The organism is Paenibacillus sp. LC231 (assembly GCF_001860525.1).
Classification (GTDB): domain Bacteria; phylum Bacillota; class Bacilli; order Paenibacillales; family Paenibacillaceae; genus Paenibacillus_AQ.
Genome location: NZ_JFOM01000009.1, coordinates 216,908 through 239,639, shown reverse-complemented (window position 1 = coordinate 239,639; position 22,732 = coordinate 216,908). Strand labels below are relative to the sequence as shown.

The 22,732-nt window shown below is 50.7% G+C and carries 16 protein-coding genes; 2 read left to right on the top strand and 14 right to left on the bottom strand.

What is annotated here, in order from left to right; all coding sequences use genetic code 11:
- Positions 1 to 176: 176 nt before the first annotated feature.
- The 9 genes from AK95_RS06175 to AK95_RS06135 form a co-directional block, all read right to left on the bottom strand.
- The gene (locus tag AK95_RS06175) at positions 177 to 1,121 is read right to left on the bottom strand and encodes a carbohydrate ABC transporter permease (RefSeq protein WP_007130188.1); all 945 of its coding nucleotides are present in this window, start codon (positions 1,119 to 1,121) and stop codon (positions 177 to 179) included.
- Positions 1,122 to 1,136: 15 nt separating this feature from the next.
- Entirely contained in the window at positions 1,137 to 2,054 is a 918-nt protein-coding gene (locus tag AK95_RS06170) for a carbohydrate ABC transporter permease (protein WP_071219090.1), read from the bottom strand.
- Complete coding sequence (locus AK95_RS06165) at positions 2,051 to 4,609, bottom strand: DUF5696 domain-containing protein (protein WP_071219089.1); 2,559 nt, start codon at positions 4,607 to 4,609, stop codon at positions 2,051 to 2,053. Before AK95_RS06165 ends, AK95_RS06170 begins: the two co-directional genes overlap by 4 nt.
- Before the next feature lie 12 nt (positions 4,610 to 4,621).
- The gene (locus AK95_RS06160; RefSeq protein WP_007130191.1) at positions 4,622 to 5,248 is read right to left on the bottom strand and encodes a Yip1 family protein; all 627 of its coding nucleotides are present in this window, start codon (positions 5,246 to 5,248) and stop codon (positions 4,622 to 4,624) included.
- Positions 5,245 to 6,705, bottom strand: a complete 1,461-nt coding sequence (locus AK95_RS06155) for an NHL repeat-containing protein (protein ID WP_071219088.1) — start codon at positions 6,703 to 6,705, stop codon at positions 5,245 to 5,247. The genes AK95_RS06160 and AK95_RS06155 overlap by 4 nt, the downstream gene beginning before the upstream one ends.
- Positions 6,706 to 6,722: 17 nt before the next feature.
- Complete coding sequence (locus AK95_RS06150; protein ID WP_181469880.1) at positions 6,723 to 7,586, bottom strand: carbohydrate ABC transporter permease; 864 nt, start codon at positions 7,584 to 7,586, stop codon at positions 6,723 to 6,725.
- 14 nt (positions 7,587 to 7,600) lie between these two features.
- A complete protein-coding gene (locus AK95_RS06145; RefSeq protein ID WP_007130194.1) occupies positions 7,601 to 8,560 on the bottom strand; it encodes a carbohydrate ABC transporter permease in 960 nt (319 codons plus the stop codon).
- A gap of 20 nt (positions 8,561 to 8,580) precedes the next feature.
- Positions 8,581 to 11,472: an extracellular solute-binding protein gene (locus AK95_RS06140; RefSeq protein WP_071219087.1), complete on the bottom strand. Its 2,892-nt coding sequence runs from the start codon at positions 11,470 to 11,472 to the stop codon at positions 8,581 to 8,583.
- A gap of 97 nt (positions 11,473 to 11,569) precedes the next feature.
- Positions 11,570 to 12,967: an ABC transporter substrate-binding protein gene (locus tag AK95_RS06135; RefSeq protein ID WP_071219086.1), complete on the bottom strand. Its 1,398-nt coding sequence runs from the start codon at positions 12,965 to 12,967 to the stop codon at positions 11,570 to 11,572.
- A gap of 295 nt (positions 12,968 to 13,262) precedes the next feature.
- Here AK95_RS06135 and AK95_RS06130 point away from each other — a divergent pair, with 295 nt between their 5' ends.
- Entirely contained in the window at positions 13,263 to 13,958 is a 696-nt protein-coding gene (locus AK95_RS06130; protein ID WP_071219085.1) for a response regulator transcription factor, read from the top strand.
- 75 nt (positions 13,959 to 14,033) lie between these two features.
- Here the strand turns inward: AK95_RS06130 and AK95_RS06125 are convergent, their stop codons facing one another.
- The 5 genes from AK95_RS06125 to AK95_RS06105 all read right to left on the bottom strand — a co-directional run bounded on the left by AK95_RS06125 (position 14,034) and on the right by AK95_RS06105 (position 21,145).
- The gene (locus AK95_RS06125; RefSeq protein ID WP_235613027.1) at positions 14,034 to 15,677 is read right to left on the bottom strand and encodes a response regulator transcription factor; all 1,644 of its coding nucleotides are present in this window, start codon (positions 15,675 to 15,677) and stop codon (positions 14,034 to 14,036) included.
- Between the two features lies 1 nt (position 15,678).
- The gene (locus tag AK95_RS06120) at positions 15,679 to 17,430 is read right to left on the bottom strand and encodes a sensor histidine kinase (protein WP_162487542.1); all 1,752 of its coding nucleotides are present in this window, start codon (positions 17,428 to 17,430) and stop codon (positions 15,679 to 15,681) included.
- Positions 17,431 to 17,533: 103 nt separating this feature from the next.
- Positions 17,534 to 18,454, bottom strand: coding sequence for a carbohydrate ABC transporter permease (locus tag AK95_RS06115; RefSeq protein WP_071219082.1), 921 nt, complete (start codon positions 18,452 to 18,454; stop codon positions 17,534 to 17,536).
- A 12-nt stretch (positions 18,455 to 18,466) separates the two neighbouring features.
- Positions 18,467 to 19,366 (bottom strand): ABC transporter permease, encoded by a 900-nt coding sequence (locus AK95_RS06110; RefSeq protein ID WP_028404878.1) that lies wholly within the window; start codon positions 19,364 to 19,366, stop codon positions 18,467 to 18,469.
- A 69-nt stretch (positions 19,367 to 19,435) separates the two neighbouring features.
- On the bottom strand, positions 19,436 to 21,145 hold the full coding sequence (locus tag AK95_RS06105; protein WP_162487537.1) for an extracellular solute-binding protein: 1,710 nt from the start codon (positions 21,143 to 21,145) through the stop codon (positions 19,436 to 19,438).
- A 529-nt stretch (positions 21,146 to 21,674) separates the two neighbouring features.
- Between AK95_RS06105 and AK95_RS06100 the strand changes: the two genes are divergently transcribed.
- Positions 21,675 to 21,884, top strand: coding sequence for a hypothetical protein (locus AK95_RS06100; RefSeq protein ID WP_071219080.1), 210 nt, complete (start codon positions 21,675 to 21,677; stop codon positions 21,882 to 21,884).
- Positions 21,885 to 22,732 lie beyond the last annotated feature (848 nt).

Genomic DNA, 22,732 nt, shown 5'->3' with positions numbered 1-22,732 from the left:
GATCTCCTCCTCGTGTTTTAAATTTGGTTGGCGAACCGAATTTATCTTAACACTTCGGAGGATTTTTTTTATACAACGCTTAAGCTATCCTGAACCATACGCATAGCGTATGGTTTTCTTTTTACAACAAAACCGCCACCCCCTAGATTCGGGGTGGCGGTCTTCAGCTTGAAATGTTAACCTACGATACCCGTACGCTCGATACTTTCCACGAAATAGCGCTGAACGAACAAATAGATGACGATTAAGGGAAGGATCGCCAGCAAAATGCCGGTATCCTGCACCATGCTCAAATAAAAAGGGTCCGCCTTCGATGGATCGCCGCCCAGCATAATGGACAGGTTGTACGGCAGCGATGACAGCTGGGTGGACATGACTTTGCTTGAAGTCAGATACGTCGTTGTGTAGAAGCTGTCATTCCACTGCCAGACGAAGGAGAACAACGTCGTGGTAATGATGGCAGGAATCGCGTTCGGCATCATGATCCGGGTAAAGGTGGTTCCGACGCCCGCGCCGTCAATATAAGCCGCCTCCTCCACTTCCTTCGGAATGCCGCGGAAGAACTGCCGGAATATAAAAATGTACAAACCGGCTTTAAGCGAATTGGCGGTCAGCGAAGTCAGAATGAACGGCCAATAGCTGTTCAACAGGTTGACGGACTTGCCGGTGAGGAGCGGAATCAGGCCCATCAGCGTAAAGTCTTTCAGATTCAAGTAAATGGGAATGAGAATCGTGGTTGGAGGCACCAGAATCGTCAGGACGACACAGGCGAATAAAAGCTGGCTGCCCTTGAATTTCAAACGGGCAAAGCCGTAACCCGCCAGCGCGCAAGAAGCGGCCGTCAAGACCGTCGTCGTTGCCGACAGCGCAAACGTGTTGAACAGCGTTTCCCAATAATCCATGATGCGGATCGCATCAAGGAAATTGCTCATTGTGAAATTTTCCGGAATCCATACGACGACCGGTGAATAAAGATCGGCCTTGTCTTTGATGGCGGTCGAGATTTTTTGCAGAATCGGATACAGAATGACAAAGGACAAGCCAGCGATCAATGTTAAACGTATGAAAGACCAGAGCCATCGTTTCCAGCTTTCGAGCGATAGCCACCGAGAAACCGACATTGCATTCACCTTCTTCTATTCATGGTAAAAGACCTTCCTGGATACAAAGTACGTGCTGATCAACAGGATGATGGAGATGGCCAGGAAGTAAATCCAGGCCATCGCTGAGCTAAGGCCGAAATCGAATTGGACGAAGCCCGTGGTCTTGATTAAGTCTGTCAGCTCATTTCGGGAGAACGAGTCGATAATCGTATAGATCATGTTGACCAGAATCAGCGGGCTGACCATCGGAAACGTGATTTTCCAGAAGGCTTCATAACCCGTAGCTCCTTCCATCTTGGACGCTTCGTACAGCTGGGGGGATATCGTCTGTATGCCTGCCAGGAAAATAAGGATCTGTACGCCGGATTGGCTTACGATCTCATAAATACGATCCACGGCTCCCGTTAAATAGTTTACGATCGTCTCGCTTACGCCGGCCTGAAGCATTAATCGCTCGAGTTCAAAGCTTCCCAATGCGTTAATCAGCCCGCCGGAACCGGCGTTCTGATCATTGATCGCCTGAACGAGGCTGCTGCTTTCCAGGGTCAGAATGACCCCGGAAGCAAGAATGACGGGCAGGAAGAATATCGATCTGGCAAAGGAACGGCCAAGGAATTTCTGATTCAGGACGACGGCCAGAAAGAGACTGAATATAACGATTAGGGGCACGTTCACCGCCATGTTCACGATCGCCTCGGTTAGCATTCGGTTAAAGCTGGTGTTAACCGTAAAGGCAGTCACGTAATTTTTCATCCCCATAAACGTAATGCCGATTCCTTCGGAATTTGCCGTTACGGTGCTAAAACTGTAGATTAGGGAAGTCAGCAAAGGGATCAGGAAAAAAAAGATAAAGCCGAGCAGCCAAGGCATCACATAAGCAACGCCCCATAATGCCTTCTGTCTCCCATAGCTTCGCTGCTTTCGCCCAAATCGCTGGGTTATGGATTTCATGGCGCTTCACCACCCGTCACATAGCTTTCGGCTTCAATGGTTACGCCGTCTATCGTCACCGGTGCACGATTGTAATTCACGATGACGTAAACGCCGCTCTCGTATGTCGTCTTGAACACGCCGTCAGCCAATTCGTCATGCCCGACGATCCGCTCATGGCGAACCTTTTTCAGAAATGCATTGACTTCCTCATAGATGCGGGCGGCCTCGTCGATCCATAACGCGTAATTGGCAGAGAACAGTTCGTTATGCTCTGTGTCCTTTATTTTGTGATTAGGTTCATAGAACCATTGAAAATACACGCCAGCACCGTACTCCAAACACTTCAAAATATAAGGTTTGGCGTCGGTATACGCGGACAGGTTGTAAGGCTCACCCGTGTAATCGATATGCCCGCGGATAACCATTTGATAGAATGGAATTTCCGCGTCTTCGATTTTAAAGCTGCTGCTAGACATAGGCGCATGGGTGATATCGGTTAAGAAAGGCAGCGCATAAGCGTTTCCTCCGTCAGCCATGACCTGAAGATTGGCATCTGAAACCTTGTTCAGCGCATCCAGAGACAACTGTTCGGACTCCGTACGGTCAATTTGACGATGCTTGCGAAAATCGCTGTCCAGCTCGGCAGCAAGATCACTCAGCGACACGCCAGTAGCGCCGTATTTTCCATAATCCTTTAAGAAAGCTTCCGTGTAGCTACCTATGAACCGCGGCGAGATGACATAGGCCGGCGAACCGGTCCGATCCCGCCGGTTCAGCGCCGGATTGAAGGAATAGATCTCTGCGGGGATGCCTCGCAGCGTTCTGGACGCCTCCTTCGCCTCGTTGAACCCGGAACCGGACAGCGCGGTAAGGATGGCGACATCCGGATACAGCTTTACCCCATTCTCGTTCGCATAGGAGAGCAGACGCCGAAGTCCCTTCTCTCCTCCTACCTGTTGATCAACGGAGACGCTGCCTGGAACCTCATGATCCAGCCCTTTGTTGAACCAGCCGCTATATTTCAATTTGATGTCATGGATGCCTCGCTTGCCCATCTCTGTCAGAATGCTTTGCGCTTGTTCGAACGTTGTGAGCGGCTCCAGCGCCCGATACGGAATTCCTGCAAAATGCTTTTTCTTATAAATGCTTCCTACAAGCTGAAGATAGAACGGCATATTCTCTTCATTCCTCTCGGCAATTGCCGGGAGCCCTCCCTGTTGCTCCAAGTAATTCCTGTAATAGGCGGCGAGTCCCGGATAGGAAGCCGACTGCTTGCCCACAAACGCATACCGAACCGAAAAATCGCTTCGCATCGGATTCTCCTGGAACTTCGGGAGCGAGCGTTGCTGGCCGTTCGCATCCAGGCTTAAGTCGCCTTTGTTGATTACCGTGAACGTCGGGTAGACGTAGTTATAGCTGTTCAGCCTGCCGCTGACGTCGGCATTGATCGTCGCGGCCGGAGCCCCTTCCTCGATGATGCCGATAAATGCCCCGCCTTCACGGATGATGCCGAACACCGGCAGCCTGACGTCCTGGCTGCTGTCCGCCGTTTCGATTCCGCTCATCGTTCGGTCCATTCCGTACACGCTCTGCTGGTAGGAAGGGTACCGCGTCTTGCCGTTATTAAAATGGATCAGCGCCCCCGATCCGTCCGGAACGAGGATTGAGCCCTTATCCTCCGCCCCCCCTGCACCGAAGAAGCTCAGGAACGAGATCGTGTTCACCGGATATTCAGCCGGGAAATCGATGCTGGAAACCGGAAGCTTGGCGATCAGACTGTCGCCGTCCAGCGTATATTCGATCGAGGCGTGAAATACCCGCGGTTCAGGCTTGGTCTGATCCAAATGGTTCTCCTCGATGTCCACCAGCAAATCGTCCTCGGTATATCCGGCATCCTCAAAGGCTTTAAGCGCACGCTCCAGCTGCAGACCTTTGAGAGCGCCGTCGGACCGGACATACACCCCTTGCTCGGCATCTTCCGTGTACGCGATTTTCAGCGTTCGCTGGCCGGCGCTGTCCAGCTTGCTTAAGAGGTTCTGTTCAAAGCGGGACTTGCTGATCATCTTGGGCATGTCGTCAATCGTTTTTTTGTCCGTGCCGAACCGGTAGTTAACGCGAACGCCGTTTGGGATTTCCTCCATGCCGATTTGCTTGTAAGCCGCGCTGTCGGCGTGCGAATTGACCGAATTTATCTGTCCGAAGCTGTTATAAAAGTCAAGCTTCAACTGAGAGGACAACAAGCTTTTGTTCACGCCCGCGGCCAGCGGATCCGACTGATGGCCGGGGGGATTGCTGTGCCAAATTTCGCCGCTTGCCTTATGCACGACGGCGATCGCCCCCGTCTGATCGTCCGCTAGCAGCTGGAGCTGATCGTTCTCGGCAATGCCTTTCATGCCTTTGACGTTCGGATTGACGAACGATGACTTGAGAACTGCTCCCGGCGTAAAGCTGTTGGCGGGCCCGTTGCCTTCATCGCCAGCTGCCTTTTCCGGTCCTTTATCCGTACAACCGGCCATAATCAGTGCTGTCAGCACACTGGCAGCAAGCAGCATGTATTTAGCGAAATTGCCCATCCTTCCTCCTCCTTAAGTTCTCATGACCAATTCTTGATAGATGACGGAAATAAAGGCCACGATCTGTTGGACCAAGCTGAAAAACAGCAAACTGATAAAAGCCATAAACCCCATGGCGACCAGGGTCAGCATCATAATTCCGATCGTTTTGGACGGGGAAAACTGATGCACCGTCATATTGCCGACAAACAGCAGATAAACGAACCAGAGAACCGCAACGGAGTTTGAAAAATAATAGAATGCGGTCTCTTGCAGCGACACGAGATTGCTGAGCCAGATCCATGGAAACTGTATGATCACGAGCGGCAGGAGCGCGAAGCAGGTCGACGTAAAAATTTCGACGAATTTGCCCTCGCCGTCCATCAAGGTCGTAAGCGACCAGTTAGCCACGCACCAGAACAAGATCGGCACGATCACATATACGATTTCCATGACGCTGTTCATGCTCTCGGGATTGTACACATGGACTAGAAAACCGCTGTACTGGCTCCCCAAAATGTTCGTAACGGCAACCAGAAACAATACGCAAAACGAGATGATCAACGTGAATTTTCGATTGCGATCGTATTTCAGGTCCCAATAGCCCTCAAAGGGATGAACCATGAGATTTAGGGGAAACCGAATCCATTCCCTGCTCATGCGGAAGCCCCCTTTCTTCGTTCCTTCACTTTCCGAAGCCTGGATGCGGCAAATATCCCGATTCCGGCCAAGAACAGCATGGTCATGATCAACGGAAAATGTTCCCTCATGACCGCTTTGCGGTATAGCAGGAATGCTTTCGAATAGTTTTTCTGATCCAAGCTGCGTTTGAAATGCATCATGGCACCCTTATAATCGCCTTGACGAAGCAAGGCTTTGCCGATCCCCGCATAGGCGAATTCCAGATTGGCATTCATGGCGATCGTTCGATTAAACAACGCAAAAGCGGTCTCTTCCTCGCCACGATAGTAGCTTTTGACGGCTTCATTCAGCGTTCGACCGTATTCGGTCGTTCGGAAGACGGTAATTTCGCCAAGCGCTTTATCCAGCACGAGAAAATCCTCGCCGATTCGGTCGATGGCGGCCGGCGTATGAAATTGACCCATTTGGTTCCCCAGCCCGCCGAACACGTACATCAGATGTCCGTCCCCGTTGTAAGTGAACACCCGTCCCCGCTTGCCATCGAGAATGGAGTATATCTCGCTGTCGGTAACATCGATGTCGATCAGCTTAGAAGGACCTTCGCTGCTGAGGTAAAGAATGTCGCCCTGCGGGTCGGAATACCCCGTTCTTCTTAAAATATCGCTGCCTTGCGCATTAAGCTTCTTAATGTTATTTCCCCACTGGTCCCCGTTCGTGGCATAGATGAACCCTTCCGAGTCAATATCCAGATTCGTAAACTCCGTAGGCGTAAACATGACCATCTGACTGCGCTGCGCCTTGGTCGAGATTTGCTTCCAGAAATATTCGATCGGATCGATATAAACGCGATTCGCGCCGATGAAGGTAGTAAACGCCCCTTCGGCATCGAATTCCATGAAACCGTCAAACACGCCGGCAGCCATGACGTAAGTTCGCTGCGCATGGTCCATGACGACCCGGACGGGCTCGAATTTAAACGAATCCTGCAGTAGCTCCGACTCCGGCGAATCGATGATCTTGATCAGTTGAAAATCCGAATCCAAGTGAACGACCCGTTTGTTTCCAGTGTCCGCTACGAGCACCTCGCCGTCATCGGTCACGAAGATTCCTTGCGGTTGTAGGAATGTATCCGGCTCGCCCTTTCTTGTGAAGGAATCCACGGTGGTTACCAGCTTTAGATCATGGTCCAGCACAACGATCCGATTGTTGCCGGAATCCAGCACGTATACGCGATTGTCGGCGGTGACGTGAAGATCGCTCGGCTCTTGGAAAGCACTCGTCCCCAGATCCGAGCCGCTTATCAATTCAGTCGCCACATAAGCGGCCGGCGCTGCTGCAGCATCGCCCCAATAAGAATAAATATAGGAGTCCGAGGCGCTCTCGGCGCTTACGTTCCCCGCTCCTGCCCCAACCCCCAATAAGCAGCAGATCATGATGAGGAGAGGCGTTTTCAGTTTGCGCAAGCTGTTCATCAATCTGACATGCCTCCTTTCTAGTCCTTCATCCCTGAAGTGGCCATCGTCTGCATGACACTGCTCTGGGAGATGATAAAGAGCGTAATGGGAACGATCATCAGGAGCAGTGCAACAGCCGCGCCGACGCCGGCTCTTGCGATTCCGCCTTCCGTGATCTGTCCGAGCGCGAAATGTAACGTCTTCAGATGCTCGCTGTAAATGAAGCTGCCCCCATCGCTGCCCCAAAGTGCCGGAAATTGTAAAATCATTAGCGTCAGCCAGGCTGGCTTCACGTTCGGCATCACAATGGACCAGTAAATCCGATATTCGCTGGCCCCGTCGATTTTGGCTGCCTCAAGCAGGGCATCGGGAATCTGCTCCATGAATTGCTTCATCAGAAACAGCCCAAGCGGAAATGCCAAGGAAGGCACGATGATGGAGGCATGCGTATTGATCCAACCCAGCCAAGACATGACCATATAGTTGGGGATCGCCGTAACATGGGGCGAAAACATCAAGGCGAGCACCACAATCGAAAACAGCGCCCTTGAGCCGGGAAACCGGTATTTGGCCAGCGGATAGGCTGCTGCAGACGCCAGCAGGATATGTCCAGCCGTGCCAATGATGGTGATCAACAGCGTGTTTGCGAAATAACGCGATAAGGGTACCCACGAATTCCCCATTAACACCATCAAATCCAGGAAATTATCCATCGTCGGATTGTTCACGAAGAACCGCGGAGGGAATATGAACAATTCGTCCAGCGGTTTGAATGCGTTGTTCACCGCGTAAATCAAGGGCAATGCCATGAAGGCTCCGAACAAGGCGAGCAGCGCAAACAGCAAAATGCTAACGGGCAAAGAACGGTTCAGCGTTCTCGGCAGCCGGAAATATCGAATCATTTTCGCAGCCAACGTTACTCACCTATCCTTCTCAACATTTTTTGCGTTAATTTGTTGGTCCCGACCATCAGCAAGAACAGGAACGTCGCAATGGCCGATGCGTAGCCGAGTTCGAAGCGGATCGTCCCGAAGTCCATCAGATGGGTGACAATGGTGTGCGCCGCATAGTTAACGCTCGGAAACCCGGCGAGCGCGATGGAGATATCCGCGACCGCGAATGCGGTTGTGATCTGCATCACGGCCCCGAACATCAGCTGCGGCCTCATGGACGGCAGCGTAATATACCAGAGCTCCTGCCAGCGATTCTTGATGCCGTCCATCGCCCCCGCTTCGATCAGCGACTTGTCGATCGTTTGCAGGCCGGCGATAAACGCCAAAAAGCTGGTGCCCAGGCTCAGCCAAAGCTGCACGATAATCACGATCCATAGAATATAGTTTTCATTCAGGAGCCATTGAATCGGTTCCAGGATAAAGCCGGCCTTCATCAGAAACCCGTTTAAATACCCGTAGCTGTCACCGGAGAAGATGATGAGCCAAATGAAGTAAACGTTGCCCGATATCGAAGGCGCATAAAAGACCAACGTCATGAACGCCCGCACTTTTGGCGACAATTCATTAATGATCCATGCGAATACAAAACAGGCGATATAACTGACGGGACCGGTAATGACGGCGAACATCAGCGTATTTTTCAAGGCGATCATAAAGATATCATCATTCAGAAACAGCCTCGAATAATTTTGCCAACCGACGAACCTCGGAAATTCCAGCATGTTGAAATAGAAGAAACTTAGGGCAAAGGAAAAAACCACCGGAATGACCGTAAACAGAAAGAAAATAATCATATACGGACTCATCAGCAAATAATAGTGCTTGCTGCGCTTCAACTCTTTTATGAAAGAGACCCAACGGCTGTTCTTCTGCACATTCGCTTTGGGGCTCTTTACGGTTTGAATTACTGGTTCTCCTTGCATTGACTACCGCACCTCCCCTGTTAATATGGCAAATTGAACTCCTTCCGCTTGATCTCGATTTCATCGTTAATGTACAAAATATAATCGGATAAGGCTTCGCGCGGATTTTCGCTGGCATTTACCACTTTCCTGAAAGCATTGTCCAAATGCCGGCCTGTGAAATATCCTCCGGGCACCTGCGGAATGCCTCGTACCCACCGCCATTGGTTATCCAAATTCCGATAATCCTTCACCGGCCATGGCAGCTCCTCCAGTGCTTCGATGTTGGCCGTCGGATAGCGGGCAGCCTCTCCCATCAAGCCTTCCATCTCTCGACCATACGCAATTTGCGTCTCCTTGTCGGTCCACCACTTCAGAAATTCCCAAGCGGCCGCTTTGCTCTTCGAATTTTGAAGCAGCATGACGGCGGTCGTATGGCTGGCAACCTCGTGGTTCACGGTGCCGTCCTCGCGTTCAGTCCCCGGCACAATCGTGAAATCCCACAGCCCCTTAATCTCGGGGGCCATGACCGTCAGCATGTTGTACGTCGTGTAATCCGCAATCCCGATCGGCATTTCCCCGGTCCGGAAACGGTTCGGGAAATCCGCTTGCAGCGGGAACTTGTAGCTGGTATAGAACTGCGTCCACTTCTTGAATGCCTCCATGGAGATATCCGAGTCGAGTGCACTCTTCGTATCGTTATCGCGGTAAAACTGCCCGCCGTTCTGGTACAGCAGCATGGCGAACGTCGCATTCGGGACCAGGCTTGCGTTGGTGGCTTCCAGCGGCAAATAAAATTGCATGTTGTGCTTCTGAAGCACGGAAATCATGTCATAGATTTCTTGCCAGGTCGCGGGCGGCTTCAAGCCAAGCTCCTCCAAAATATCCTTGCGATAGAACAACATCGGGAAGGTCTGCTGCTCAGGCAAGGCGTACACCCCGCCGTTATATTTGTACGGCTCCAGCCCGCTGTCGCGGAATCGGGTGACCACCTCTTCGAAATCATCGAATTTCGTTAAATCGGCTGCAGCCCCCCTCATCGCGTAGTTAACCGGCACGTCCTCGCCGATTTGCATGGCGACATCCGGACCTTCACCGGCAAGCGTGGCTGGCAGAAGGATGTTTCCCGGAACAAGCCGGAGATGCACCGGAATACCCGACTCAGGCGTAAACGTGTCGTCGATCAATGCTTTCAGTACTTGCGCCTGATCGCGTCCGGTCGTTATCCACACGGTAATGGCATCCTCTTCATCGCCGGCGTTCCCGATGGTGTCATAATCTTCCGTATACGAAGCTGCGTAAGCGCCTAACTCATGGCCCGCGACCTCGAAAAACGACGCGTCCGGTTTGGGCAGCTTGCGATCCGGCGAATGAACGATCAGATAATCAAGCGAGATGGGCTGCTCTTTAATCTGCAGCATCCAGGTTCCGAGACCGCCCACGTTCACCTTATACGTGTCCAAGCGCTTGGCGACGGTTTCGGGATTTTCGGCGAGCTCGTTCAGCTGGTGCACCATTGAATGCAGAACGGCCACCTTGTCGCTTCGCTCGCCTGTCGCTTCTTCCAGGTAATCGGCCACGCTTTGAATGATTTCGGCCTGCTCAGTGAACACCTCCACCATATCCGGAATCCGCTTCTCCAATTGATAATCCCGGAACGGATCCGGCGTATTGGAGGTGATCATTAGTATTTTGCGGTACATTTCGTTCAGTTCCAGCACGCTGGATTCAATCGTCTGCAAGAGCGGCGCGATCTCGCCGAGAGACACCATCATTCGGATCCGATGCGTCCCTTTGGTGAAATGGAATAAATAAGGTTCTTCTTCGCCCAGCACATTCATTTGCCAATCGCGGTCATAATGAAAGCGGATTCGTTTCATTTCCTCAAAGGGAAACTCCCCGTCGATCATAAGGCTTCGTGTGGCAAATACGCCCCGGAGCTGGTCCTGCTTCTGCTTCAAGGCGATTTGGTACAAACCGTCTTCTTCCACCTCGAACTCCCATTCGATCCATTGCCCCGGCAGCTTCCAGTTAACGCCTCCGATGGTGTTGATTCTGATTTTGGAAACGTCGTACGGCTCAACGGTCGGGCTGGATCTGTCGGATGTAGGATACAAGGTCGGCGACGATTTCCGCTTGGCATCCTCCGCCTGAATCAGAATGTACTGATCCCGGGTCGGCTCCAAGCCCCCGGACTCATATTCATTCGCCAGCTCCTCGTATGTTTTCAAGGCATGATCCTGGTACAGCTCGATATAATCAATCGCCATCGGCTCCCGCAAGGACGTTAGCGTAAGCTTCTGCTTGCCCTTGTCAAAATAAAAGGAATACGGCTCATCATAGTAGCCGTACCGATCCGAGAGCGGCGCAAGCTGCCAGGAAGGCTGCTCGATCTGCCTTGGCCGCAGATCGTTTCCGCGGTTATCCTGCCTGATTTCCTCGTCCCGGTTTCCCCATACTCTGTCGAATAGCACGATATCCGCTCCCTTGAAGGGCACCTTGTCATTGATAGAGAATTGCCTTTCGATCGCCGAACTCTTCCCTTCAATCGGATAATATCGAATCCGGACATGGTATAAGCCCGGTTCTTCCACGTTCACGTCCCATGAGATGGAGCCTGCCTCTGGCGTGATCACGGACTTCCCTTCGGAGCCGTGTAATTTCTCCGCGATCTCGAATCCCTCCCCGGAGGTTGATACAAAGGACTCGCCTTCGATGCGGACGATGCGGTCCGGGCGGCTCGCCGATGCATGAGCGTCTAAATACTGGCTGTACCCGTCCTGCCCCTCCGTTTCTATGACCGCTTCAAAGTCGGAGATCGCTTGAACGAAGCCTTGGTTTGTCGATTTCGAAGGGTAGAAGGCCCATAGAGACAAAAAAAATAGGACGATGACAAGTATGGCGCTACCGAAACGCTTCTTCCTGGTGTTCAATTTCTCTCCCTCCCATACGGTTAATCCATCCAATGACAGTCCCTGCCGCAGCAATGCGCTGCGCAGGGACGATCGGTTCTTCGGCTAATGTTCAAGGTTACTTACCATATACTTCGTCGATAGCCGCTTGGAACGTTGACTTGTATTTCTCAACAACGGTGGAAACGGATATTCCTTCATTCAGCTCGCCGACGAAATCGTAGTACTTCAAATTCGGGAATGTATGGTGGTCAAGAATCATCATGTTTGGCGCCACCATTTTGGCGTTATTCAAGTCGTCTTCGCTCGAGAATAGCGTTTCGTACGAGGCTTGGTCCGGATAGTCGTATACGGAATCAATGTCGTTGATTTTCTCCCAGATATAAAGCAGCTGTTCCGGATTTTCGACCGCTTTCGGTATGGTAAGCGCCTGGAAGAGTGCTTCGGCAGAGTGGTACTCCGTTGCGTTCGGCCCTTTCGGAAAAGGTACGAAACCGATGTCGTAATCCGGCATATCCGTCTGCATGCCGCTCAACTCATGGAGGGCACCGGCGTACATCAATGTATTGCCTTGACGGAAAAATTGGCCTGGCTCCGTCCAATCGCCGCCCTCGGTCGGTCTTGCTATTTTCTCGGTAGCAATACGGGATATGAAATTAAGGGCATCCAGTGTTGCAGGATCATCGAGATTTTGCTTATCTTCTTTGGTCAGACCCGTATTGTTGGAATACAAGGCATGATCCATAAGCGAGGAGTTTGCTAGCCCCCAAGTGTCCAGCTTGCCATCGTTGTTCGTATCTTTGTTGGCTTCCTTAGCCACTTGTATGAATGTATCCCAATTCCAGTTATCTTCGTTCACGTACTCTTGAAGCGGCTTTAAGCCAAGCTGGTTCATAAGTGTACGATTGTAAAAGATGCCTTGAACCAGATTTGCTTGATTTTCGGTAAATCCGTATCCCCTGCCTTCATACGTGTAGTATTCGTTTGTAACCTTTTGGTTAAAGGCAACGGGATTTTTGGTGTATTCGTCAATCGGCCAGAGCAGATCCTGTTTAACCAAAGTAGGCACCGTATAGGTTTTGCCAAGGCGAACGATATCACCGATCGGCTCACCAGCGAGCAGGGAAGCGGTAACTTTCTCTTGGTACTCGCCGTAGTCGATGGCCACGTACTCCACTTTAAAATTATGCTTTTTCATCAGGTCTTCAAGGTTCTTCTTGCGCTGAATATTGTCCGGGGTATCCTCCGGAATCGTCATATCCCACCAAGAAACAACCTTAATCGTCTTACCGCCTAAATCGAAATCCATTTCCGGCGTTCTGTAAACTTCCTCTTCCTCCTCACCGTTGTTTTCCGTCTCGCCAGGTTCCTTCGACGTCTCGTTTTCAGTGCCGCTATTCGTCTCCGATTCCACGGTTTCTTGGGTGCCGCTGCTTGGGTTGCCCGAGCCACCGCTGCAGGCTGCAAGCAGCAGAACCAATCCTAATAACAGAACCATTAATTTGCGAACACGCATCTTTAATCCCCCTCAACGTTTGATGTTTGGTCCAGATTCATCCAAAGTTTAGCGCTTACATTTCCATGCAACAACCTGGGGAAATCGGGATATTCTACCCCTGAAACGCTAGAAGGCCGTCTCCTGCAACGGCTTGTCCGCCGATCTTTTTCAACCCAAGCTTTGCAAGAAGTAAAGAACGGTTAGCAATGCAAAGAAAAGCACATTGTGGAAAAGGGGCGCCGGACAACATAATGTAAGCGTAACCAATTTAATGGATATTCCGCTTATCGCAATATATGGGGAGGGAGTCATCATGTCTAAGTTACTGTATATCAATCTGGGCTGCTGCTCCGATGATACGCTTCGCCTGCAGGATTGGGGCAAATGCGGGATGAACATGGAAATCTGCGATGATGATTCTGAGGTAACGCTGCATCGGATTGAGGAAAACGGCTATTCACTGGCGGTTATCAACATGAACGGCAGCCCAAAGAAAGGGCTGGAGCTGTGCGGCCGGATCCGGAGGATAAGCCGTTTGCCCATCATTGTTGTCGAGGATACCATGGAATTTGCCTTCATCCGCAAAGCGCTGCAGCTGCAGGTAAGCGATTACGTACCTAGCACGTTGCCGGCTGAAGAACTGGTGAAAAGTGTAGCTGCTGTTAACGCGAACCAACGCCGCACTGAGGATGACGTCATTCACAGGGTCAAGGAATATGTGGGGAAAAAGCTGCACGAAAATATTACGCTCAAAGACATTTCAAGCAAATTCCATTTCAACCGCTCCTATCTTGGCCAAAAGTTCAAAAACCATGAAAATATGAGCTTTAACGAATATTTGTTCATTCAGCGCATGGAAAGAGCGAAAATGCTGCTGGAGCAAACGGATCTGAAGATTTACGAAATTGCGAATGAGGTGGGCTATACCGAAATCGACTGGTTTTATAAGCGATTTAAATCCTATACCGGCGTAAGCGCGAACGAATATCGTAAGATGGTCGCCTCCTAATCTGCCTGCCCAATGCAAAATAAGTCCTTGGGTTATCCAAGGACTGCTGCCTGGCCATACGCCTGGTCGCTGCACTTATTGCGCTCCATCGCGGCTTAGCCTGACGGTTCGGTATTCCTGCGGCGTCAGGCCGGTCCATTTTTTAAAAAAACGGGTAAACGATTGCGGCATTTCGTATCCGATCAAACCACCGACCTCGGCTATCTTCAGTTCTTCCCTCTTCAGAAGCTCCTTCGCTTTGCGGATCCTGAGTTCGTCCATATAATCCGATAAATTGACGCCCCTTTCCTGCTTAAACAGCCTTGATAAGTAAGATGGATTGAAATGAAATTCATCCGCCAGCCTGACAAGGGACAGATCCTCGCTGAGGTTTTGTTCAATGAATGAACAAATTTTTTCAATGACGCCGGCAGCCCTCTTCTGTTCTCCGCTTTTCCGGAGGGAAAACAAAACGTCAGCAACGCCTTTCAAATAACCGAAGGCTTCCCTCCACGAACGATAGTCTTCCAGCTTCATCAGGCCGAACGAACCGATCTCACGGATTACCCACCGATTGATGTAAGACAGAAGCACAAGCGCAACCGTATAGCAAAGCTCCGTCATATTGGGATCTCCCCGCTCGAGTTCGTAAGCTGCCGGTTCGGTCAAGTCATCGAACAGCCCCATGAACTCCTCTCTTCTGCCGGCTTCCAAATGGACGGCCAGCGCCTCGAACTTATCGCGCAAGGATCTGTTAAGGATCATAGCGGACGGCGCGGATTCCTCGCTTGGAAACACCTTCTGAACCATCCGCGTTCCGTCACCGGTCCGATCATGCTGGTACCGTCTCATTTTATCGTACATGGCAGGCAGTCCTTCCCAGGCGAATGCCTCACCGCATAGTGTCACGGCAACCGACGCGTCAAGCGATTCCAGGCAGGATTGCTGAACCAGCTCGAACGTTCCCTCCAGAAACATGACCGTCTGTGCGAAAGCGTCCGTCCATTCCGATCCGCTCCACCGCTTGGGCTGGATGAGCCAGATCAGATCCCCGTATCGATCGATGAAACCGATGCTGCTCGTCCGCTCTGCCAGGAAAGCCTCTGCCAGAAACTTAACCGCAAGCGCCGTCTCCCGACGGTCGACATACGTGGGGGATCTTCCCGCGGACCCGCCAGACGTTACGCTGCCCAGCCCGATCAGAATCGGCATGGACGCATCCAGCGGAATTTGCAGGCGCCTGAAGTCTTCCTCCAATTCCCGTTCGAAGAGCACGTCGTGGAATAACAAATTTCGAAAATAGTCCCCGTGGGCAAGCGTCTCCAGCGTATCCAGCTGCTCTTTCGACCGCCGGATCAGATCATTCGCCCGCAGCGTCTCTTCCAGTTCCTTGAGCGCTCGCTCGACGGCCGCGATCAATTTCGGGTAGCCTTCGTTTTTGAGCACGTATTGCACGTCCGGCGCTTGAATCGCTTGATAGACATAATTGAAGTCGTTATGCCCTGTCAGGAACACGATTTTGCACTGCGGCCAATTGAGACGTATCGTTTCCATCAGCTCCAGGCCGTCCATGCCTGGCATGCAGATATCGGATAGTACGACATCGACCCGCGTCCGGTTCAACAGTTCCAGCGCCTCTTGCCCCGAATAGGCTTTGTAGATGTCCAGGTCAAGGTTCAATTTTCCGAAAATATCCGCCAGCCCATCGGTGATAATTTCTTCGTCGTCAACGATCAACATTCTATACACTTGACGGTTCACCTCCATCGCCAAGATGTATGGTTACGGCAAGCCCCCCAAGCTCGCTACGTTCTGTCCGTAATCCGGCATCCTCCCCGAATGTGATGCGGATCCGGCGATGAATGTTCACCATCCCTGTCGTTTCGGCCTGGTCCTGTTCCTCATACAAGGACTTCCGGATCTGCTCCAGCGCCTCGTCCGTCAACCGGTCTCCGTTATCCTCCACGATGACGCGAGCCTGGCCGTCCGCCCCTTCGAATCGCACCACAATCAAACCATTCTTCGTCTTTTTTTCTAGGCTGTGCTTGAATGCGTTTTCAATGATCGGTTGAACGATCAACCGCGGCACGGGAAGCGGCCGCAGCTCATCCGGCAGCGGATCGAAGCGTACCTGAATCCTTCTCGAAAACCGTAACTCCTGAATTTCTGCATACATTCTCGCATGATGAACTTCCTGCTCCAATGCAACCAAATCCGATGCATTCCTCGTCACGAATTCGAAATACTCCCCGAGCAGCGTCGTAAACTGTTCGATCCGTTCCGTATCTCCCGTCTTGGCCATCGTATTCAGGATAAAAAAGCTGTTATATAAAAAGTGCGGGTTGATTTGCGATTGCAGCTGCTTCAGCTCCGCCCGCTGCGTCATGATTTTCTGCTTGTAGACTTGATCGATCAAAGAGCGCAGATTGTCCACCATCTGGTTAAACCTGCCGTATAAGTACCTGAACTCGTCTTTGGATTCATGGGCGATATGGATGCTCAGATCCCCGTGCTCGATCCTTCTGAAGCCTTTAACTAAAGCCAGCATAGGTTTGTGGATGAACTTATAAGTAGACAGCGCAAAAACGCCAAATATCCCCAGCGCGGCTGCGGCAAATCCCCAAGCCCATTTGTAGAACTTGCTCAGCGGCTTCTGTACGACCTTCTCGGGAATGAAACGATAGATCGACAGCGCTAGCTCCGGCGAGTGCGCCTGCACGGCATAGTACCGGTTCCCATTTACCGTCAGCCGCGAAGGATTGTCCTCCAGAAGCGCCGGGATTTCCCGCAGGAAAAGGGGGAAGCTATCGTTAGCCAGCTCCCCTGTCCCGTTCGAGACGGCAACCTTGGCGCTGTCTGACAGGAGCAGCGTTCCGCTGCCGGGGTACGTATTGAATTGGGCGAGCGCTTCCTGCAGTCGCTGATCGTCCAGTTCGATCTCGACCGTGAACAGCGGCTCTGCCCCTTTGATTCCCCGCTGTTTCATGGCGCCAAGGAACAAGCCTCCGTTCCATTCAATGAGCTGAGAGCCGCTGCCAAAGACGGAACGGATTTCCCGGAAGCGTTCGGGCCTAAATTCACGCACCCCTTCTCCGGCTGAAATCGTGCGGCCGATCGCCGCGATATGAACACTGACATCCTTGATATACATGCTGCTGTTCTGAACGGTATACAGCCGCTTGATCAACGAATTCATGTTCTCCGTACGGGCGATCGTCGCCATCGTCTCCCAGGTCAGGACCAGTTCATTCAGGTTATCATCCTCCAGCAGGCTGTACTGCAGCATTTTCATGCGTTCGATTTCGTTTTCCAGATCGGTCAGGTAGAATTCGGATTGCGCCGCTGCCGTCTTGGTAATGTCGGAGCTGGCCGTTTGCACGTTCCAATGGTAAAGATACACGGCAAATAACAGAATCGGCACCATAATGAGCAGAAACGTCACGATCAACCGGAGAAATATCGTATTGCGCAGCGAAAAGTCCCGTCGGAACATCAATGGCATTGCCCCCAGCATTTTTTATTCGATTATAGCCTACATTTCGTCAGGGCAGCCAGACTTATGTCGGGCAACATCGACTTGCGCCGTGTCCTTAGCCTTAGCCCTTCACGCTTCCGAGAACGATACCCTTTACGAAATATTTCTGCAAGAACGGGTATGCCAAAATAATCGGAAGAGAGCCGAGAAAGATCTGCGACGATTTCAATGTCCGATCCGAAATCAGCGCCAAATTCAGCATATCGTCCCTCGACATATTCGACAGGTTTTGCTGGATTACGATCGTTTGAATATAGCTTTGCAGCGGATAATTGGACGGGTCTCCCATCAACAGCAGTCCGTCGAACCAGCTGTTCCAGTGCTCAACCATGGAAAACAAAGCAAGCGTGGCAAGCGCAGGCTTGGATATTGGGACAAATATCGACCACATCGTCCGCCAGTGGCTTGCTCCGTCGATGAGCGCCGCTTCTTCAAGCTCCTTCGGAATTTCCCTGAAAAAATTAAGCAGCAGAACGACGCTGAACACGGGAACCGCGCTCGGCAAAATCAATGCCCATATCGTATCCAGCATGCCGTATTCTTTTATCGTTGAATACCAAGGAATCAGGCCGCCATTAAACAGCATCGTGATGAAAAAGATCCAAGCGTACGCGCTCCGAAGCCGAAAAGAACGTGTCTCTTTCGATAACGGGTAGGCAATCAACACGGTCAGCAGCAAATTAAGCGGAGTCCCCAAACCGATCCTCGTGAGCGATACCAGCATCGAATCCCAAAACTCGTGGCGGCTTGCCGTATACAAGTAGGAAGCCAGCGTCACGTCGACAGGCCACAGCTTCACATATCCCGCCGAGGCCGCCGCGCTGGAGCTAAAGGAAACCGCAATGATGTGAATCAAAGGAAGAACGCAAATTAGCGAGATCAAAATCAGGAATATGGCATTGATCAGGGAAAACCACTCAAACCGTCTTTTTTGCCGGATACGGCCCCTTCCAGCCGAAGTTGGCACCAATCGTTGCTGCATCGTTTCCCCTCCTTAAAAAATCCGGTATTTCGCAAACCGATAGGCCAGAAAGTAAGAGCCCGAGATCAAAGTGAGCGAAATGACCGATTTGAAAAATCCGACCGCCGTCGCCACCCCGTACTGGGCGTCAAGCAAACCGATCCGATAGACAAACGTATCCAGAATGTCGCCGCTTTCGTATACTTGCGGGCTGTATAAATTAAACACCTGATCGAAGCCGGCATTCAGCAGCTGTCCCAGGCTTAACACCGATAACAGGACAATCACCATGCGCATGCCCGGAATCGTAATATGCCATATTTTACGCCAACGGTTAGCACCGTCGATCGTTGCCGCTTCGTATAACCCCGGATCAATTCCGGTAATCGCAGCCAAGTAAACAATCGTGCCGTACCCGAAGTTTTTCCATACGTCGGAGGCGATGAGCGTGAACGGAAACCATTCGTTATCGCCCAGGAAAAAGATTTTGGGAATGCCAAGCAGGCCAAGAAATCCGTTGACGATGCCTCCGGACGGGGAAAGGATATCAATCAGGATACCGCCAAGCACGACCCAGGACAGAAAATAAGGCAAGTAAATGGCCGTTTGGACCGATCGCTTGATCACATTGTTTTTGAGTTCGTTCAACAGGACGGCGAACACGATCGGAACGATGAGCCCCAGAATAAGCTTAAAACTCGAAATAAACAGCGTATTCCACAAAACCTGCGTAAAATTCGGCAGGCTCATGACATACTCGAAATTGTCCCAGCCGACCCATTGCTGATCGCCGAAGAGGCCTTTGGCAGGGATAAACCTCTGAAACGCGATCGTGATGCCGGCCATCGGAATGTACGAAAATAAAACGATCAGAATCAGTCCCGGCAATATCATCACATGGAGCGGCAGCTCTCTTCGCCATTTCGCTTTCATTCGTGAACCTCCAATTCGTAGGTAACAGGTTCGGAGGGAGTAACGACAAGGTGCTCCCTCCGGCCCGGATTATCGCTTCGCCTGTTCGTACCACTCGTTGACTTCTTGCGTGATTTGATCCCCGCCGAGCTTTTTCCAATCCTCTACGAACCGGTCGAAGGTGTCGATGGATTCGCCTAAAATAATCTTGACGAAAACCTCGTTTTGCATTTTTTCGAGCGTCGTCTTGCGCTCCACCATTGTCGGCGTCGGAGCTCCTACGAATTTTTCCTGCAGGAATTGGTCGTTTTTATCGTATTGGTCGGCGATGCCCATGGAGCCCTGTTCCCCGTAAATCCGTTCCCAGCCCCATAGCGCAAAGCCTTCGGATGAGCCCGATTCGTAAGCTTCCAGTTTTTCCTGGATTGTCTTGGCCTCTCCGGTTAACTTCGAGAAGTCGCCGGCATTGCGCGCCGCATCGATTTCCCGGAACGCATCCACGTTCTTCATGACCGGATACGGCGTGACCGGAGACAGCTGCCATACGCTTTCGGCTTCCGGCGGCGCAAAGTATTTATCGAATTCGGCGGTTTCCCCCCAGTTTTTCTCAAGATGCAGATTGAACATTTTGATGACGGCTTCCGGATGGGCCGCATCCTTCTTGACGGCGAAGAATCGGGTGGTGCTGAATTTGAGCGGCACCTTCGGTGCTTCCCCCGATTCGGATACGATCGGGAACGCTTGCCACTGCGCATTCGGATCGTTATCGCGGTTCAGCTGAAGCGGCCAGATGGAATTCCACTGCTCGCCGTACTCCATACCGATCTTGCCGGCCGAGATTTGCTCCGAAACCTTGCCTCCGTCTTTGATACCGAATTCTTGGTCGATCTGTCCGTTTTTGGACATCTCTTGCAAAACCTGAAGCGCCTTTTTCACTTCCGGTTGGATGCTCCCAAAGGCGAGCTTGCCGGAGTCATCCTCGATCCAAATGTTAGGGTAAGCACTATAGCCGGCCATAAATCCCTCAAGCCCCATCGCGCCCCCCCATAAATCCTTCGTAACGCCAAGTCCGTACGTATCCTGCACACCATTCCCGTCCGGATCGTTCTCCGTAAACGCTTTCGATATGGCCAGTACGTCAGCCATCGTCTTCGGCGGCTTAAGTCCCAGCTTCTCCAGCCAGTCCGTCCGGATCCAGATGTACATCGACCGCTCGATCGAGGATTCCAACTGAGGAATCGCCATCAGCTTTCCGTCGAACGTAGCGGCGTCAAAAGCACTCGTCCCTTCTTGCAGCAGCACTTCCTTCGTCATCGGGGAAGCGTACGTTTCGTAAAGTTCCGTCATATCCATGATTTGGTCCGAATCCGCCAATTGCTTGAGCTGGGTGGCGTTGACCGGAATCACGTCCGGAAGGTCGCCCGAAGCCAGCGTCACGTTAATTTTCTGCAGGTATTGGTCGGAGGTTGGACTTCCTTTGACCACCCATTTGTACTTGACTTTGATGCCAAGCTCCTGCTCATACAATTGCGTCCATCGATTGTTGTCAATCGTTTCGTCTTTAAGCACGCCCAGCACGTTATTTTCCACGACGTCGCTAAGATCCCTTACGAACGATACCTCGATTGCCGGATCATATTTGCCGAAAGGGCCATCATTTGCTACGGTGCTCGGATCGTTCTTGGCCGTTTCGTTTGAACTGCCGCTGCCGGACCCGCTGCCTCCGCAGGCCGAAAGCAGGAGCGAAGCCATTAACAGTCCGGATATCGCCCTTCGCCATACTGAAATCATTTTTTGCATGTGCATCCCCCGTTCTATTAAATTCACCTGCGTTTGGTTACGCTTTCATTATCACCGACCTCCCTTTATTCCAACAACCCTCAACTCTTTACATCACTTCTCCGCTGTTTACCCTTATGCAATTTTGTACATGACAAAGCCCCGACTGCATGATTGGAGTCGAGGCTTCACTGATCCGTAAAATATTTTATATTTTCAGTTCCTCTACTTGAACGTTTGTTGACGCGTCAACAGGTCTTCCCAAATCCCTCCAGAGGATAAGGGTACCATCATGTATTCGTCCACATAGCCGTATTCCCATTCCATAAATAAAAAAGCAATCCGATAACCTATTAATAAAAAGAATAATATGACAATAGGCTGCCATATATAATCTTCTTTTTAGATATGAATAGAGCCTCTAATCGCCATTTAAGTTATTCGCATTGAAAATGGTTTAAATACAATTAAAACAATATAATGATTATGAACTGTCATAAGAGGATTTAATTTCAAGGGTTGTTCATGTTAAGGGTGGTGAAAAATAGCTATGCGTAAAAAAGATAGGAACGTAACAGGTATTCTATTGGCCATAATTTACTGTGTTGTTCTTTTTGAGATTTTAATTGATGCACCTCCTGGTGAAGCTCCAAATAATCCGCCTTGGGCTTACGCAATGATTCCACTTGGAGCTGTTGTAATCACTTCGCTCTTTGATTTTGTGATCAAATTTGATTTCTTCAAAAAAAAGAAAAAGTGAATGGAGTGCACATGTATTGGATCTCACGACTGCCCCGGCAGGGGTGGCCGCGATACGGTTAGTCGGTGCGGATGCGTCGCCTAATCCTGCTTCACTGCCTATCTCTTTTCATTTTTACTGATAAATGATTAAATCTCTATCGCTTGCTCGGGATTGAACATATAATTCTAAAATGGTCCTTTCGGTAAAACGATTGGATAGTTTTTCACCATTTCTTTTTCTTATTTCCGAATAGGGCTAGCTTCAGCAAATAGGCTCCGTCTTTTTTGATAAAAGGAATGGTTGCAATTCCTAATACGACGATATAAATAAATGCAACCGTAAAACAAGTTGAGGTAATTTTAGAGTATTGGAACAAACTCGGAGTATCCGTAAAGTAGCAAATCAATTTCAAGATAGATATGTTCAAGGCTATGGAGACCAACGCCACAAACCCTGAGAGTGTACGTTTTCCCTCATTTTCAAGTTTTTGTGCACGAAATATCATCGACCAGAATAAGGATGTCCATATATAATACAGAATAACAATCAAAAACCAAATAAACCATAAAAATGCTAAGATTAACAATAGTATGTTCCCCAACTCCCTTCGTTGAAATCGTTGCTGATTTTGTTGTTTGGGGGAATGCTCTAGATGACCATTGCGTTCCTTCCAATTACAGAACCTGTTCCCCGCTACGATGCTTCCTTCTAACACCATTGCTTCTACTTAAATAATCCATGCCCATCATCTTAAAAGGTTTGGTGTCTTTTTGTCCATCGGATCATTTCTCCATTCATTTTCAAATCGACAAACTTGTAATTGATTCGAGGTTATCGTTCGAAATGAAATCTCCGACGCCTTTTCT

What these genes read in the sequence shown, in the direction of transcription:
- AK95_RS06115 (WP_071219082.1), bottom strand. Translation starts at nt 18,454, where the DNA reads ATGCAGCAACGATTGGTGCCAACTTCGGCTGGAAGGGGCCGTATCCGG.
- AK95_RS06105 (WP_162487537.1), bottom strand. Translation starts at nt 21,145, where the DNA reads ATGCAAAAAATGATTTCAGTATGGCGAAGGGCGATATCCGGACTGTTA.
- AK95_RS06100 (WP_071219080.1), top strand. Translation starts at nt 21,675, where the DNA reads ATGCGTAAAAAAGATAGGAACGTAACAGGTATTCTATTGGCCATAATT.
- AK95_RS06130 (WP_071219085.1), top strand. Translation starts at nt 13,263, where the DNA reads ATGTCTAAGTTACTGTATATCAATCTGGGCTGCTGCTCCGATGATACG.
- AK95_RS06160 (WP_007130191.1), bottom strand. Translation starts at nt 5,248, where the DNA reads ATGAGCAGGGAATGGATTCGGTTTCCCCTAAATCTCATGGTTCATCCC.
- AK95_RS06145 (WP_007130194.1), bottom strand. Translation starts at nt 8,560, where the DNA reads ATGCAAGGAGAACCAGTAATTCAAACCGTAAAGAGCCCCAAAGCGAAT.
- AK95_RS06165 (WP_071219089.1), bottom strand. Translation starts at nt 4,609, where the DNA reads ATGGGCAATTTCGCTAAATACATGCTGCTTGCTGCCAGTGTGCTGACA.
- AK95_RS06170 (WP_071219090.1), bottom strand. Translation starts at nt 2,054, where the DNA reads ATGAAATCCATAACCCAGCGATTTGGGCGAAAGCAGCGAAGCTATGGG.
- AK95_RS06175 (WP_007130188.1), bottom strand. Translation starts at nt 1,121, where the DNA reads ATGTCGGTTTCTCGGTGGCTATCGCTCGAAAGCTGGAAACGATGGCTC.
- AK95_RS06110 (WP_028404878.1), bottom strand. Translation starts at nt 19,366, where the DNA reads ATGAAAGCGAAATGGCGAAGAGAGCTGCCGCTCCATGTGATGATATTG.
- AK95_RS06125 (WP_235613027.1), bottom strand. Translation starts at nt 15,677, where the DNA reads ATGTTGATCGTTGACGACGAAGAAATTATCACCGATGGGCTGGCGGAT.
- AK95_RS06135 (WP_071219086.1), bottom strand. Translation starts at nt 12,967, where the DNA reads ATGCGTGTTCGCAAATTAATGGTTCTGTTATTAGGATTGGTTCTGCTG.
- AK95_RS06150 (WP_181469880.1), bottom strand. Translation starts at nt 7,586, where the DNA reads ATGATTCGATATTTCCGGCTGCCGAGAACGCTGAACCGTTCTTTGCCC.
- AK95_RS06120 (WP_162487542.1), bottom strand. Translation starts at nt 17,430, where the DNA reads ATGTTCCGACGGGACTTTTCGCTGCGCAATACGATATTTCTCCGGTTG.